The following is a 15,800-nucleotide window of genomic DNA, read 5'->3' on the forward strand; positions in this document are numbered from 1 at the left end:
CCGGCGGAGGGGGAAGGGGCGGCTGTTGCAGTCGGGCGGGTGGGTTCGCCGGCCCGGAGTCGCCAAGGGGACGGCGTCACGATGCCGCCCCCGTCCATGACGTGGATCCGGTCGGCGTGGGCGACCGCGGCGGCCCCGGTGTCGTCGCCCACGGCGGATTACTGCGACGGAGCGGAAAGCCCGAAAGGGGCACGAGCGCAGCCGAAAGGCGCTTGGTCGACCGCTGCGAGGTCCGTCTTCCGACCGTTACTGCGCCTTTCCGGCGCCGGCGGCGGCACGGATCTTCGGAGTCCTGGCCTCGTCCTTCTCGCCGTTCGAGGCCGCACCCCCGGCGGGCCGGTGGCCGTCACCGGAGGCGATCTGCTCCGCCATCACCTCGGCAGCCACCTCGACCGCGAGATCGTGGATGTTCTCTCCGGCCTCCTGGGCCGCCTTCTTCACCTCCATGACAAGACCGACGGACGTCTTGACGGCACCGAGCACCAGCGGCTTGAGGAGACGCTTGGCCAGGGGCGCAACGAGGAGACCGATCAGGAACGGCGGAACGACGGGCGGCATGATGCTCCAACCTCTATGCCCAGACGGAGGACAGTGGACCCAGGGCACTGTGAACCCCGGAGCACGCACAGCGGGGAAGGCGGAAGCACCCGTTTCCGGAATTCTCGATATTCCCCGCCGAACTCCTGCAGGGTTGAATTCCTTGCCGAGGGGGTAAACCGTCCGCTCCTTGATCACCGTAGCCCAGTCATGACCGTCGAGGCCAAACGGGCCCGGCGGGTTTCACTCATGAGAGTGCCATCCATGTTCCGGCCGATACGGATTGCCAGAGGTGCATTCACCGGGAGTGGAGTGCTTTTCCAATTTACCTATGACCGGCGATCGCCTTCCTGGTGACTGCCGAGAGGGCGGGAAATGACAGCGCGCCACACCCGACGCTCCGCCCTGGAAATCATGGACGGGTGAACTCCCACCCGGTCGCTGGCGCACCGGCTGCGGCGAACGCCACCATGACCGGCATGGCCACCACGTACCCCCGAGCCGAGCGGGCCGCCCCGGCCCGGGCGGACATCTTGTCCAGCGGCGGTTCCAGCGGCCGGCCGCGCCGGTCGAGGACGCCGAGGGCGGGCAGTCCGCCGCCCAGGTTGATCCGGTCCGGGGTGATGCCGCTCCGGTCGAGCGCCTCCAGGACGGCCGCCAGCGAGTCGATCGCCGCGGCCCAGGCCTCGGCGGTCATCTGCTGGGAGCCGACGTGTACCGACAGGCCGGCGGGCACCAGCCCGGCGCACAGGGCGGCGTACTGGCGGCCGATGCCGTCCAGGTCGTAGATGACGGGCGTCCTCCATGGCGGCGGCGAGCGCGGCGCGCAGGGCGGGACGCGGTGGCCGGTTCTGCCCCGGGTCGGCCGTCCGGCGCGGTTCGGCGATCTGGCGCACGTCGGTGGTCTGAGGCCTCACGTGTGAACTCCCGGTCCGACTGGATGGATGAGGCCAAGGGCTGGCTGGCACGCATGAGATGAAACGAGGGAGTCCAAAGGCCGGCTGTGACGCCTGACCAGGACTTCCTCCGCGCCGCACGCTATGAACGTCCGCGGCCTGCACCTGCGAGGGACCCGGCTCGGCGTGCTCCACGAAGGAAGGGCCGGTCCGGCGATGCGGCCTCCGACTGCGGGACAGCGGACCCTTGTGGAGTGCCCGTTCGCGCCCCTGCAAGGTGTCGCCGGACAGGTGCGGCGCGCCTTGGACCACCGCTGACGTGCAGGACCACCCGAACGGCGTCGGTGTGGACCTCCATGGCCTGGACGATCACGCCGCGCGTCAGGGCGGGGCCAGGTACTGCGGGGGGTACGGGGGGCCGCTGCCCGTCAGCTGACCGCCGAAGTGGGGAGCTCGGCCGTGACCGGAGGTTCATGCCTCGCCATGGGCAGGGTCAGGACCATGGTGAGGCCGCCGCCCGGGGTGTCCTCCGCGGTGAGGGTGCCGCCGATGGCCTCGGTGAAGCCACGGGCGACGGCGAGGCCGAGGCCGACGCCGGCACCCCGTGGGGCGTCGCCGTGACGTTGGAAGGGTTCGAATATGCGGTCCTTGGCCTCGTCCGGGACGCCGGGGCCGCGGTCCACCACGCGCAGTTCGACCCGGTCGTGCAGGGCACTGGCGGTGACGAGGACCGGCTGCCCGCCGGGGCTGTACTTGACGGCGTTCTCGACGATGTTGGCGACGGCGCGCTCCAGCAGGCCGCGGTCGACGGCGACCATCGACAGCGTTTCGGGGATGTCCAGGTCGACGCTGTCCTCCGGTACGCCGCCCAGCGCCATCGGGACCACCTCGTCGAGGTCGGTCTCGCGGATCAGGGGCACGACGGTGCCGGTGTTGAGGCGGGACATGTCGAGGAGGTTCCCGATCAGCGCGGCGAGGCGGTCGGCGCCCTCCTCGATGCCCGCCAGGAGCTCTGCGCGGTCGTCCTCGGACCAGTCCACGTCGTCGGAGCGGAGGGAGGTGACGGAGGCCTTGATGCCGGCCAGCGGGGTGCGCAGGTCGTGGCTGACGGCGGCGAGGAGCGCGGTGCGGATGCGGTTGCCCTCGGCGAGGCGGCGGGCTCCCTCGGCCTCGTCGACCAGGCGCTGCCGGTCGAGGACGACGGCCGCCTGGGCGGCGAAGGCGCCGAGGACGCGCCGGTCCTCGGCGGGCAGTACCCGGCCGGACAGGGCCAGGGCCATGTTCTCGCCGATCGGCATGTCGACGTCGGCCTCCTCGGGCCGGGCCACGGGGTGGCAGCCGACCGCCGCCGCCGTGGTCCAGGGGGCGACCTCGTCGGCGCGTTCCAGCAGGGCCACCGAGTTCATGGAGAACGTCTCCCGGAGCCGTTCGAGGAGGGCGTCGAGGGAGTCCTCGCCGCGTAGGACGCTGCCGGCGAGGAACGAGAGGATCTCGGACTCGGCGCGCAGCCGGGCGGCCTGGTGCGTGCGGCGGGCCGCGAGGTCCACCACGGACGCCACGGAGACGGCGACACCGACGAAGATGGCGATGGCGACGATGTTCCTCGGGTCGGAGACCGTCAGCTGGTAGAGGGGCGGGGTGAAGAAGTAGTTCAGGAGCAGCGAGCCCACCGCTGCCGAGGCGAGTGCGGGCAGCAGCCCGCCCAGCAGGGCCGCCGCCACGGTGCACGTGAGGAACAGCAGCATGTCGTTGGCGAGCCCGAGTTCGGGAACGACCTGGCTGAGCAGCAGGGTGAGCAGGGCCGGACCGGCGACGCCGGCGATCCAGCCCCACACGATCCGGGCCCGCCCGAGCCGGGCCCGGCGGGCGACCGGCAGGCCGCGGCCCTTGGCGGCCTCGTCGTGGGTGACGATGTGCACGTCGAGGTCCGGGCCGGACTCGCGGGCGACGGTCGCGCTGACCCCGGGCCCGAGCACGTACTGCCAGGAGCGTCGACGGCTCACGCCGAGGACGATCTGGGTGGCGTTCACCCCGCGGGCGAACTCCAGGAGGGCGTCGGGGACGTCGTCCCCGATGACGTGGTGGAACGTGCCGCCGAGGTCCTCCACCAGGGAGCGCTGGACGGCCAGTTCCTTCGGGGAGGCGGAGGACAGCCCGTCGCTGCGGGCGATGTAGACCGCCATGACCTCGCCGCCGGCGCCCTTCTCGGCCAGCCGCGCCGCGCGGCGGATCAGCGTACGGCCTTCGGGCCCGCCGGTGAGGCCGACGACGATGCGTTCGCGGGCCTGCCAGGTGGTGCGGATGTCGTGCTCGCCGCGGTACTCGCGCAGGTATTCGTCGACCCGGTCGGCGGTCCACAGCAGGGCCAGCTCGCGCAGGGCGGTGAGGTTGCCGGGGCGGAAGTAGTTCGACAGGGCGGCGTCGACCTTGTCCGCCTTGTAGACGTTGCCGTGCGCCATCCGGCGGCGCAGGGCCTGCGGCGACATGTCGACCAGTTCGATCTGGTCGGCCCGCCGCACCACCTCGTCGGGCACGGTTTCGCGCTGGCGCACGCCGGTTATGGTCTCGACGACGTCGCCCAGGGATTCCAGGTGCTGGATGTTCACCGTGGAGACCACGTCGATCCCTGCCCGGAGCAGTTCCTCGACGTCCTGCCAGCGCTTGGCGTTGCGGGATCCGGGAATGTTGGTGTGCGCCAGCTCGTCCACCAGCGCCACCGCCGGGCGCCGGGCGAGGATGGCGTCCACGTCCATCTCGGCGAACGTGGTGCCCCGGTACGCGAGGTCCCGCCGCGGGACCAGCTCCAGGCCGTGCAGCATCACTTCGGTGCGCGGCCGGTTGTGGTGCTCGACGAAGCCGACCGCGCAGTCGGTGCCCCGTTCGATGCGGCGGTGTGCCTCGGAGAGCATCGCGTACGTCTTGCCGACGCCCGGTGCCGCGCCCAGGTAGATGCGGAGCTTTCCGCGTCCCATGCTCGTGACTCTTCTTCCGTTCAGGGTTCGAAGCGGTAGCCCATGCCCGGCTCGGTGATCAGATACCGGGGGTGGGACGGGTCCGCTTCGAGCTTGCGCCGCAGCTGGGCCATGTAGACGCGCAGGTAGTTCGTGTTCTCCCGGTAGGTCGGGCCCCAGACCTCCAGCAGCAGCCGGCTCTGGGAGACCAGGTGACCCGGATGGGTCACGAGGATCTCCAGCAGGTGCCATTCGGTCGGGGTGAGCCGGACGGTGCGCTCGCCGCGCCGGACCTTCTTCGCGAGCAGATCGATGGTGAACCCGTCGGTCTCGACCACGGTGACGTCGTCGGCCCGCCGTGCCGGCTCCGCCTGTCTGCGGGAGGCGGCCCGAAGCCGGGCCAGGAGTTCGTCCATGCTGAACGGCTTGGTGACGTAGTCGTCCGCGCCGGCGTCCAGCGCCCGGATCTTGTCCTCGGAGGTGTGCCGGGCGGACAGCACCACGATCGGGACGCGGCTCCAGTCGCGTACGCCCCTGATGACCTCGATGCCGTCCATGTCGGGCAGCCCGAGGTCGAGCACGATGACGTCGGGTTTGCGGGCGGCGGCCAGCCGCAGGGCCGAGCCGCCGTCGGGAGCCTCCTCGACGTCGAACTTGCGTGCCTGGAGGTTGATCCTGAGCGCGCGGACGAGCTGGGGATCGTCCTCCACCACCAGCACCCGGGTCATGGGTGTGCAGCCCTTCCTTCGTTGCGTGCGGCACGGTGGGGAACCGGCGGGGTCGAGAAGCCGCACCCCGCCGGTTCCCCGTTCGCGCGGGACGGTCCGTCAGTTCTTGCTCAGTGCCCTGAGGGCGGTGTTGAGCTCCAGGACGTTGACGCGGGGCTCGCCCATGAAGCCGAGCTGCCGGCCCTCGGTGTGGTCCTTCACCAGCTTCTCGACCTGCTCGACGTCGAGGCCGTTCCTCTCGGCCACCCGGTGGACCTGGAGTTCCGCGTACGCCGGGGAGATGTGCGGGTCGAGTCCGGAGCCGGAGGAGGTGACGGCCTCGGCGGGCACGTCCTGCGGCTCGACCGTGTAGGTGGCGGTGGAGTTGTCGGCGACGACGGCGGCCTTGGCATCGGTGACCCACGTGATGAGGTCCTCGTTGTCGCCGGCGCGGTTGGTGGCGCCGGAGAGGATGAGGGAGTACCGGGTGTTGACGCTGTTGGCGCCGAGGCCGTTGGAGGGGCGCGGCTGGAACCACTTCAGGTCCGGCCTGGCCGCCTCCTCCGGGTCGTCCGGGTTCCGCTCGGGCAGGTGGTAGGTCTGTCCGATGAGGGAGGAGCCGACGACCTGACCGTTCTTGTCCTTGATCTCGGAGCCGTTGGCCTTGTCGTTGAAGAGGGCCTGGGCGATCCCGGTGACGGCGAGCGGGTAGAGCACGCCGCACACGATCGTCAGGACGAGCAGGGCGCGCAGGCCCGCGCCGAGCAGACGTGCCGTGGTGCCTACGGATGTGTTCATGGTCGTGTCTCAGCCGATTCCGGGGACGAGGGAGATGAGCAGGTCGATGAGCTTGATGCCGATGAACGGGGCGATCAGGCCGCCGAGTCCGTAGACGCCGAGGTTGCGGCGGAGCATCTTGCCGGCGCTGGTCGGCTTGTACTGGACGCCCTTGAGGGCGAGCGGTACGAGGGCGACGATGATCAGCGCGTTGAAGACGACGGCGGAGAGGATCGCGGACTCGGGCGAGGACAGGCCCATGATGTTGAGCTTGTCCAGGCCCGGGTAGACCACGGCGAACATCGCGGGGATGATCGCGAAGTACTTCGCGACGTCGTTGGCGATGGAGAAGGTGGTCAGGGCGCCGCGGGTGATGAGGAGCTGCTTGCCGATCTCGACGATCTCGATGAGCTTGGTCGGGTCGGAGTCGAGGTCGACCATGTTGCCGGCCTCCTTGGCGGCCGACGTACCCGTGTTCATCGCCACGCCGACGTCCGCCTGGGCCAGGGCCGGCGCGTCGTTGGTGCCGTCACCGGTCATGGCGACCAGCTTGCCGCCGGCCTGCTCCCGCTTGATGAGGGCCATCTTGTCCTCGGGGGTGGCCTCGGCGAGGAAGTCGTCGACACCGGCCTCTTCGGCGATGGCTTTGGCGGTGAGCGGGTTGTCACCGGTGATCATGACGGTCCTGATGCCCATCCGGCGCAGCTCGTCGAACCGCTCGCGCATGCCCTCCTTGACGACGTCCTTGAGGTGGACGACGCCCAGGACGCGGGCGCCGTCGGCGTCCTCGACGGCGACCAGCAGGGGGGTGCCGCCCGCCTGGGAGATCGTGTCGGACAGCGCGCCGGCCTCGTCGGTGACCTGACCGCCCTGCTCCGTGACCCAGGTGATGACCGAGCCGGCCGCGCCCTTGCGGATCTTCTTCCCGCCGACGTCCACGCCCGACATGCGCGTCTGGGCGGTGAACTCGATCCATGTGGCCCGGACGAGTTCGCCCTGGTGGCGTTCGCGCAGGCCGTACTTCTCCTTGGCCAGGACCACGATCGAGCGGCCCTCGGGGGTCTCGTCGGCGAGGGAGGAAAGCTGGGCGGCGTCGGCGAGCTCGGCCCGGGTGGTGCCCTTGACGGGGACGAACTCGGCGGCCTGGCGGTTGCCGAGGGTGATGGTGCCGGTCTTGTCGAGCAGCAGGGTGGAGACGTCGCCGGCGGCCTCGACCGCGCGGCCGCTCATGGCGAGGACGTTGCGTTGGACGAGGCGGTCCATGCCGGCGATGCCGATCGCCGAGAGCAGGGCGCCGATGGTGGTCGGGATGAGGCAGACCAGCAGCGCGGTCAGCACGATCATCGACTGCTCGGCGCCGGCGTAGACCGCGAACGGCTGGAGGGTGACCACGGCCAGGAGGAAGACGATGGTCAGGGACGCCAGGAGGATGTTGAGGGCGATCTCGTTCGGGGTCTTCTGTCGGGCGGCGCCCTCGACCAGGTTGATCATCCGGTCGATGAAGGTCTCGCCGGGCCTCGTCGTGATCTTGATGACGATGCGGTCGGAGAGGACCTTGGTACCGCCGGTGACGGCCGAGCGGTCGCCGCCGGACTCCCGGATGACCGGGGCCGACTCGCCGGTGATCGCGGACTCGTCGACGGAGGCGACGCCCTCGACGACGTCACCGTCGCCGGGGATGATGTCGCCGGCCTCGCAGACCACCAGGTCACCGATGCGCAGGTCGGTACCGGGAACGGACTCCTCGGAGCCGTCGGTGGTCAGCCGCCGCGCCACGGTGTCGGTCCTGGCCTTGCGCAGGGTGTCGGCCTGGGCCTTGCCGCGGCCCTCCGCCACGGCCTCGGCCAGGTTGGCGAAGATCGTGGTCAGCCACAGCCAGGCCGTGATCGCCCAGCCGAACCAGTCCGTCGGGTCCGTCAGCGCCAGCACGGTGGTGACCACCGAGCCGATCAGGACCACGAACATGACCGGCGACTTGATCATCACGCGCGGGTCGAGTTTGCGGATCGCGTCCGGGAAGGACGTGACGAGCTGCTTGGGGTCGAACAGCCCTCCCCCGACGCGGCCGCCGTCCGGCGTGGGGCCGGAGGGCACGTCCTGGTGCGGGGCGCGGGTCGGAGTCACGGTCGACATGACGTCCTCTTGCTTCCTCGTGTCGGAGGTCATGACGCCAGCCCTTCGGCCAGCGGGCCCAGCGCGAGGGCCGGGAAGTAGGTCAGACCGGTGATGATGACGATCGTGCCGACGAGGAGGCCTGCGTAGAGCGGCTTGTCGGTGCGCAGGGTGCCCGCGGTCTCCGGGCCCGGTTTCTGCTCGGCGAGCGAGCCGGCCAGGGCCAGCACGAACACCATGGGCAGGAAGCGGCCGAGCAGCATCGCGATGCCGATGGTCGAGTTGAACCACTGCGTGTCGGCGTTCAGGCCGGCGAAGGCGGAGCCGTTGTTGTTGGCGCCGGAGGTGTACGCGTAGAGGATCTCGGAGAACCCGTGCGCGCCGGAGTTCGTCATCGAGTTCACCGGGGTGGGCAGCGCCATCGCCGCGGCGGTGAAGCAGAGCACCAGGGCGGGGGTGATGAGGATGTAGCAGGCGGCGAGCTTGATCTCGCGGGTGCCGATCTTCTTGCCCAGGTACTCGGGAGTGCGGCCGACCATCAGGCCGGCGATGAACACCGCGATGATCGCCATGATCAGCATGCCGTAGAGGCCGGAGCCGACGCCGCCGGGGGCGATCTCGCCGAGCTGCATGCCCAGCAGGGTGATGCCGCCGCCGAAGCCGGTGAAGGAGGAGTGGAAGGAGTTGACCGCGCCGGTGGAGGTCAGTGTGGTGGCCACGGCGAAGATCGACGAGCCGCCGATGCCGAAGCGGGTCTCCTTGCCCTCCATCGCGCCGCCGGCGATCTCGAAGGCCGGGCCGCGACCGGCGAACTCGGTCCACATCATCAGGGCGGTGAAGCCGATCCAGATGATCGCCATCGTGGCGAGGAGCGCGTAGCCCTGACGAACGCTGCCGACCATCTTGCCGAAGGTGCGGGTGAGCGCGAAGGGGATGACGAGGATCAGGAAGACCTCGAAGAGGTTGGAGAGCGGGGTGGGGTTCTCGAAGGGGTGGGCGGAGTTGGCGTTGAAGTAGCCGCCGCCGTTGGTGCCCAGCTCCTTGATGGCCTCCTGCGAGGCGACCGCGCCACCGTTCCACTGCTGGCTGCCGCCCATGAACTGGCCGACCTCGTGGATGCCGGCGAAGTTCTGGACGGCCCCGCAGGCGACCAGGACGATCGCGCCGGTCACGGCGATGGGCAGCAGGATGCGGACGGTGCCGCGGACCAGGTCGGCCCAGAAGTTGCCGAGCTCACCGGTACGGGAGCGGGCGAAGCCCCGGACGAGGGCCACCGCCACGGCCATGCCGACCGCGGCCGACACGAAGTTCTGCACCGCCAGGCCGCCGGTCTGCACGACATGGCCCATGGCCTGTTCGCCGTAGTACGACTGCCAGTTCGTGTTGGCCACGAAGGAGGCGGCCGTGTTGAACGCCTGGTCCGGGTCGATCGAGGCGAAGCCGAGCGAACCGGGCAGCGAGCCCTGGAGCCGCTGGAGACCGTAGAGGAAGAGCACGCTCACCGCGGAGAAGGCGAGGACACCGCGCAGGTAGGCGGGCCAGCGCATCTCCGTGCCGGGGTTGGCACCGATGGCCTTGTAGATCCACTTCTCCGGCGCGTAGTGCTTCTCGGAGGAGTAGACCCGGGCCATGTGGTCGCCCAGCGGGCGGTAGGCCAGGGCCAGGGCGGCGATCAGCGCGAGCAGCTGGAGCACACCGGCGATCTGGGGACTCATGTCGGCTCAGAACCTCTCCGGCTTGACGAGGGCGAGGACGAGGTAACCGAGCAGGGCGGCGGCGACGAGGAGGCCGACGATGTTCTCGACGGTCACAGCTTCGCCACCCCCCTGGCGATGAGAGCCACCAGCGCGAAGACCGCGACCGTGGTGACGACGAAGGCCAGATCGGCCATCGTGAGCTCCTGATGAAGTGATGAGATGGAATCGGCCGGAGTGGCCGAGACAGAGCAAACCGCGCCTCGTCCCCCGCGTTAAGGGACCTTGATGAGGTCCATACGGGCGCACCGGAACCTTTAACGCGGCCCTGACGCCGACGGGGTGCCGCCGGCCGCGAAGGGCGGCACGGACCCTGGCGCGGTGTTGCGACGCACCCGGTACGACCGCCCGTATCCCGCGTATGGAATGCGTGAAGAGCGGCCGGGTCGGCGTATGGATCTCGCCAAGGTGGCTGGCGGGGGTGGTCCGGGACTTCGACGCTGTCCTCACCTTGCTCACTTCGGAGGAACACGGCGACATGGCCATACACACAGGGAAACCGACGGCTGCCGGACGGGGGCCGGGCCGGGAGGAGCCCCCCGATACCGGCACCGGGGTGGTTGCGGAGGCGGGGGAGCGGCACAAGCTGACCGCCCTCCAGGGGCTCTCCGCCCTGTCGCTGGACGCGATGGCCTCGGTGGCGTACGGGCCCGAGTCGATCGTGCTCGTGCTCGCGGCCGCCGGTGCGTACGGGCTCGGCTTCACCCTTCCGGTGACGCTGGCGATCGCCGCGCTGCTGGCGGTGCTGGTGGCCTCGTACCGGCAGGTCATCGCGGCCTTCCCGGACGGCGGCGGCTCGTACGCGGTGGCCGCGCGGCACCTGGGGCGCCGGACGAGCCTGGTCGCCGCGGCCTCGCTGGTCCTCGACTACGTGCTCAACGTCGCGGTGTCGGTCACCGCCGGAGTCGCCGCCCTGACCTCGGCCTTCCCCGGGCTGTACGGGGACCGGGTGTGGATCTGCCTGGGCGTGCTGGTCCTGGTCACGGCCGTCAACCTGCGCGGGGTCGCGGACTCCGCCAAGGCGTTCCTGGTCCCCACGGCCGTCTTCGTCGGCTCGGTCCTGGCGATGACCGCCGTCGGCCTGTTCCGGGACGGCCCGGTCTCCACGGAGACCGCCGCCGGGCACGTCTCCGCCCTCGGCGACGGCGCCACCACCGTCGGCGCGCTGCTGCTGCTCAAGGCCTTCGCCGCCGGCTGCTCGGCCCTCACCGGTGTGGAGGCCGTCGCCAACGCCGTGCCGTCCTTCCGCGCGCCGGCAGCCCGCCGGGCCCAGCGCACCGAGGTCGCGCTCGGCGCCCTGCTCGGGGTGATGTTGATCGGCCTGTCGGTGCTGATCGGCCGCTTCCACCTCCAGCCGGTCGAGGGCGTCACCGTCCTCGCCCAGCTCGCGGACGCCTCGTTCGGCCACGGCGCCGCCTTCTACGTGGTCCAGTTCGCCACCGTCGTGCTGCTGGCGCTCGCCGCCAACACCTCCTTCGGTGGTCTGCCCGTCCTGATGAGCCTGCTCGCCCGCGACAACCACCTCCCGCACGTGTTCGCACTGAAGGCCGACCGGCAGGTGCACCGGCACGGTGTCGTCTGGCTGGCCCTGGTGTCCGCGGCCCTGCTGGTGTTCTCCGGCGGCAACGCCAACACCCTCGTACCGCTCTTCGCGATCGGCGTGTTCGTCGGGTTCACCCTCTGCCAGGTCGGCATGGTCCGGCACTGGGCGCTCGAACGCCCGGGCGGCTGGCAGCGGAAGGCCGCCCTCAACGGGTTCGGCGCCCTCCTGACCGGTGTCTCGGCCGTGGTCGTCACCGCGACCAGGTTCACCGAGGGCGCCTGGCTCGTCGTCGTCGCCCTGCCCCTGCTCGTCCTCGCGTTCGAGAAGGTGCACCGCACGTACGGGCAGATCGGTGAGCGGCTGGAGCTGGGTCGTGTGCCGCAGCCCCCGCAGCGTTCCCGCTCACTGGTGGTCGTCCCGGTGTCAGGGCTGTCGCTGCTGACCTGCCGGGCGCTGACCGCCGCCCGCTCGCTCGGCGACGAGGTCCTCGCCGTCACCGTCACCCACCCCGCCCCCGAGGACCGGGCGGCCGCGGAGGCACTGCGCCGCGACTGGGAGCTGTGGGACCCGGGCGTCGAGCTCGTCGAACTCCCCTCGCCCACCCGCTCCCTGGGCCGCCCCGTGTCCGGCTACGTCCTCGAACTGGCCGCGCAGCAGCCCGGCACCCAGGTCACCGTCCTGATCCCGGAGACCGAGCCGGAACGGCTGTGGCAGCGGATCCTGCAGAACCAGCGCGGCTCCGTCGTCGCCCACGCGGTCCGCCGCGACACCGACGCGGTCATCTGCCGCCTGCGGTTCCGCATCACGGCCGACGCGCGCTGACGATCGCCGACACCCGCCGGCACCGGCTGACGCGCGCCGGCGGCGGCGGGGCCACGGCTTCCGCCCGCCGGCGCTCGCTCCCCGCGCCGGCGCTCGCTGACACGCTCTTGACGGCGGCCTGACGCAGCCCGTCTGCAGCCCATCAAGAAGCTGCCAATTCCCCCTGGGGGAGCTGCTCCTGCCCGCGAACGGGCATGAAGTTCCTGCCTGTCGCGCTGCCGGACCACCGATTCCCGTGCGACGGCCGAGGGGGCCATGAGGGTGCTCGGCAGCGCCCCCTCCACTCCGTGCCCCTGTCCGCCACCACGCGGGCAGGGGCTGCCTGTCGAACTCGCCGAGAAGGTACTTCGATGTCCTCCGCCGCCGCACAGCACGCCGCCCGGGTCCCGGGACTCCTCCGCGGCCACCCGCCACCCGGCCGCCCCGCAAGCGCCCGGGGCCCGCGAACCTGCTGGAGTCCGGCCAGCTCGCGGCCTCCGTGCGGGAGGCCGTCGCCAAGGTGCACCCGCGCGAACTGGTCAAGAAGCCGGTGCTGTTCGTCGTCGGATCTGATCCATCCGTCCGTGTTCACCTGGGTGATCAGCGTCTGGCTGTGGCTGACCGTGCTGTTCGCCAACTTCGCGGAGGCGGTCGCCGAGGGCCTGGGCCGCGCCCAGGCGGCCGGCCTCGCTGCGCAAGGCCCGCACGGACACGGTCGCCGTGCGGCTCAGGCACTGGGACGTACGGGGCGAACCTGCGCACCGCGGAATCCGAGGTGGTCACCCCGGCCGAGCTCCAGCCGCTCGACTTCGTGCTCGTCGCGGCGGGGGAGCCGGTCCCGGCGGACGGCGACGTCGTCGACGGCGCGGCCATCGACGAGTCGGCCGTCACCGGCGAGTCCGCCCCCGTGGTGCGGGAGGCGGGCGGCGACCGGTCGGGCGTCACGGGCCGGTACGACCGTCCTGTCGGACTCGGTCGTCGTCCGCGTCACCTCGCGGCCCGGTGAAAGCTTCGTCGACCGGATGATCGCCCTGGTCGAGGGCACCTCCCGGCAGAAGACCCCCAACGAGATCGCGCTCAACCTCCTGCTCGCCGCGCTCACCGTGGTCTACGTCCTCGTGGTCGTCAGCCTCGACCGATGGCCGACCACGCGAAGGCCGACCAGTCGACCACCACCCTGGTGGCGCTGCTCGTCACCCTGATCCCCACCACCATCGGCGCCCTGTTGTCCGCCATCGGCATCGCCGGCATGGACCGCCTCGTCCAGCGCAACGTCCTGGCCATGTCCGGCCGTGCCGTGGAGGCTGCCGGCGACATGAACACGCTCCTCCTCGACAGGACCGGGACGATCACCCACGGCAACCGGGAGGCCGTCGAGTTCATCCCGCTGCCCGGAGTCGAGCACGGCACCCTGACGGACGCCGCCCAACTCTCCTCCCCGGCCGACGACACGCCCGAGGGCCGGTCGGTGGTCGCACTCGCCGCCCGGTACGGGTTCACCCCGCCGGACGTGCACGAGCTCGCGAACCCCCGCTTCACCGAGTTCAGCGCCCGCACCCGCATGAGCGGCATCAACCTGAGCTGGGACAACGGCGCGGGCCTCGCCCTCCGCAAGGGTGCGGGGGCCGAGGTCATGGACTGGGTGGCCCGGCGCGGCGGCACCGTGCAGGCGGATGCCGCCGCCCGGGCCGCACAGGTCTCGCAGTCAGGCGAGACACCGCTGCTGGTCGCCGTCCACGACTGGGACGGCCCGCGGGTCCTGGGCGTCATCCACCTCAAGGACGTGGTCAAGGAGGGGATCCGGGAGCGGTTCGCGGAGCTGCGCCGCATGGGCATCCGCACGGTGATGGTGACCGGGGACAACGAGCTGACGGCCCGCGCCGTCGCCGCCGAGGCCGGGGTCGACGAGTACCTCGCCGAGGCCACGCCCGAGGACAAGATGTCCCTCATCCGGCGCGAGCAGACCGGCGGCCGGCTGGTGGCGATGACCGGCGACGGTACGAACGACGCGCCCGCGCTGGCCCAGGCGGACGTCGGCGTGGCGATGAACACGGGTACGTCGGCCGCCAAGGAGGCCGGCAACATGGTCGACCTCGACTCCGACCCGACCAAGCTCATCGACCTCGTCGTCTCCACCCTGCCGGGCCTCGCCTGAGGGTGCCGTCCCCGTCCCCGGCCCTCCGCGTTCCCCCCTCCCTGCTGCCCCTGGCACCGCTTCGACGCCGACGGGCGTGCGTCGTGCGGTGGTCTCCGGGCTCGCTCGACTGATCCCACTCAGCGGGAGAGCTGTCGGCCTTCTGCGGGGCCGCCGGTTTCCGGCTCGTCGAGGGTGATCGCCCCGGAGGGGCAGACGCCGGCAGCCATCCGCGCGGACGCGAGCTGCGCGGCGGCCGGTTCGGCGTGCAGCAGGAGCACGAGGCCGTCCTCGGGGTCCTGGTCGAAGACCTCGGGGGCGGTCATGGCGCACATCCCGGCGCCGATGCAGCGCTCACGGTCGATGCTCAGGCGGGTCGTGCTCACTTCTCGTCCCAGGTGACCGGAAGGCTCTTCACGCCGAAGATGTCCGCCGTCTCCGGGCGCAGGCGGACCTCGTCGGCCGGTACGGCCAGGCGCAAGGTGGGGAAGCGGTCGATCAGGGCGCGGAACGCCACCCGCATCTCTATACGGGCCAGTTGCTGGCCCAGGCACTGGTGGATGCCGTGGCTGAAGGCCAGGTGCCCGTCGTACGGCCGGCGGACGTCGAGCACGTCGGGATCCGTGAAGCGGTCGGGGTCGCGGTTTGCGGTGTGGAACGACAGGACGACCGTCGTACCGGCCTCGATGGTCCGGCCACCCACCTCGACGTCCTCCAGAGCCGTCCTGTGGAACGTCTTGGCGACGCTCAGGTACCGCAGCAGCTCCTCCACCGCCCCGTCGGTGAGCGCGGGGTCGGCGCGCAGCACGTCCAGTTGCGCCGGGTTCTGCAGCAGCGCGAAGGTGCCGAGGGACAGCATGTTGGCGGTGGTGTCGAAGCCGGCCGCCAGCAGGATGAGGCTGATCCCCTTCAGCTCCTCGTCGGTCAGATCGTTGCCGGTGAGCTCGCTGAGGACGTCGTCGGTGGGGTTCGCGCGCTTGGCCGCCACCAGCTGCGCGAGGTACTCCTGGGTCGCGGTGTAGGCGGCGATCAGCTCCTCGTCGCTGACCTCCCCGCCCATGAACGTGTCGATCTGCTCCTGGAAGGAAGCGCGGTCCTCGTACGGGACGCCCAGGATCTCGCAGATCACGATGGTGGGGATGGGCTTGGCGAACGCCGTCACCAGGTCCGCCGTCGGCCCGGCCTGCTCCATGGCGTCCAGGCACTCGGCGGTGATCTGCTCGATGCGCTCGGTCAGCAGCCGCATCCGCCGCACGGTGAACCTGCCCACCAGGGGCTTGCGGTAGCGGCTGTGCTGCGGCTCGTCCATGAGGAGGAACTCGCCGGGCGGCGCCGGAGGAAGCTCGAAGTCGACGACGTTCATCAGCTCCTTGCGCGAGCTGAACCGGGGGTCGGCCAGGACCGACCGGACGAGGTCGTACCCGGTGATCAGCCAGCCGGGCTTCCCGCCGGGGTGGGTGAAACGGCTGATGGGGCCCTTCCGCTGGGCGTCGGTCAGCTGTCCCGGCGGGTCGAAGGGGCAACCGTGCTGACGCTCCGTCGGCAGCGCCGTGACGGTGTGGACGGACTCGCTCATGACCATTCCTCG

At 71.0% G+C, this 15,800-nt stretch carries 10 protein-coding genes and 2 pseudogenes; 2 read left to right on the forward strand and 10 right to left on the reverse strand.

Going from position 1 to position 15,800, the window contains the following annotated elements:
* Positions 1-246: 246 nt before the first annotated feature.
* The 8 genes and pseudogenes from ACZ4VL_RS03775 to kdpF form a co-directional block, all read right to left on the reverse strand.
* Positions 247-558: a DUF5132 domain-containing protein gene (locus ACZ4VL_RS03775; protein ID WP_468195398.1), complete on the reverse strand. Its 312-nt coding sequence runs from the start codon at positions 556-558 to the stop codon at positions 247-249.
* 502 nt (positions 559-1,060) lie between these two features.
* A pseudogene (locus ACZ4VL_RS03780) lies at positions 1,061-1,291 on the reverse strand (type III PLP-dependent enzyme); the annotation flags it as partial.
* Between the two features lie 570 nt (positions 1,292-1,861).
* Positions 1,862-4,405 (reverse strand): DUF4118 domain-containing protein, encoded by a 2,544-nt coding sequence (locus ACZ4VL_RS03785; protein ID WP_468195401.1) that lies wholly within the window; start codon positions 4,403-4,405, stop codon positions 1,862-1,864.
* Positions 4,406-4,425: 20 nt separating this feature from the next.
* A complete protein-coding gene (locus ACZ4VL_RS03790) occupies positions 4,426-5,112 on the reverse strand; it encodes a response regulator (protein ID WP_468195404.1) in 687 nt (228 codons plus the stop codon).
* Between the two features lie 99 nt (positions 5,113-5,211).
* Complete coding sequence (locus ACZ4VL_RS03795; RefSeq protein ID WP_468195406.1) at positions 5,212-5,889, reverse strand: potassium-transporting ATPase subunit C; 678 nt, start codon at positions 5,887-5,889, stop codon at positions 5,212-5,214.
* 9 nt (positions 5,890-5,898) lie between these two features.
* Positions 5,899-8,034, reverse strand: coding sequence for a potassium-transporting ATPase subunit KdpB (gene kdpB, locus ACZ4VL_RS03800; RefSeq protein ID WP_468195409.1), 2,136 nt, complete (start codon positions 8,032-8,034; stop codon positions 5,899-5,901).
* Positions 8,031-9,695: a potassium-transporting ATPase subunit KdpA gene (gene kdpA, locus ACZ4VL_RS03805; protein ID WP_468195411.1), complete on the reverse strand. Its 1,665-nt coding sequence runs from the start codon at positions 9,693-9,695 to the stop codon at positions 8,031-8,033. The genes kdpB (ACZ4VL_RS03800) and kdpA overlap by 4 nt, the downstream gene beginning before the upstream one ends.
* Before the next feature lie 6 nt (positions 9,696-9,701).
* On the reverse strand, positions 9,702-9,791 hold the full coding sequence (kdpF, locus tag ACZ4VL_RS03810; RefSeq protein WP_384410667.1) for a K(+)-transporting ATPase subunit F: 90 nt from the start codon (positions 9,789-9,791) through the stop codon (positions 9,702-9,704).
* Positions 9,792-10,212: 421 nt separating this feature from the next.
* Between kdpF and ACZ4VL_RS03815 the strand changes: the two genes are divergently transcribed.
* Complete coding sequence (locus ACZ4VL_RS03815; protein WP_468195415.1) at positions 10,213-12,099, forward strand: APC family permease; 1,887 nt, start codon at positions 10,213-10,215, stop codon at positions 12,097-12,099.
* 350 nt (positions 12,100-12,449) lie between these two features.
* Positions 12,450-14,206: pseudogene (gene kdpB, locus ACZ4VL_RS03820) on the forward strand (potassium-transporting ATPase subunit KdpB); the annotation flags it as partial.
* A gap of 146 nt (positions 14,207-14,352) precedes the next feature.
* Here kdpB (ACZ4VL_RS03820) and ACZ4VL_RS03825 read toward each other — a convergent pair.
* Together ACZ4VL_RS03825 and ACZ4VL_RS03830 are read right to left on the reverse strand one after the other, a co-directional pair.
* Positions 14,353-14,598, reverse strand: coding sequence for a ferredoxin (locus ACZ4VL_RS03825; RefSeq protein ID WP_468195418.1), 246 nt, complete (start codon positions 14,596-14,598; stop codon positions 14,353-14,355).
* Entirely contained in the window at positions 14,595-15,788 is a 1,194-nt protein-coding gene (locus ACZ4VL_RS03830; RefSeq protein WP_468195420.1) for a cytochrome P450, read from the reverse strand. The genes ACZ4VL_RS03825 and ACZ4VL_RS03830 overlap by 4 nt, the downstream gene beginning before the upstream one ends.
* Between the last annotated feature and the right edge of the window lie 12 nt (positions 15,789-15,800).

The sequence above is a fragment of the Streptomyces sp. NPDC029014 genome, from assembly GCF_055564695.1.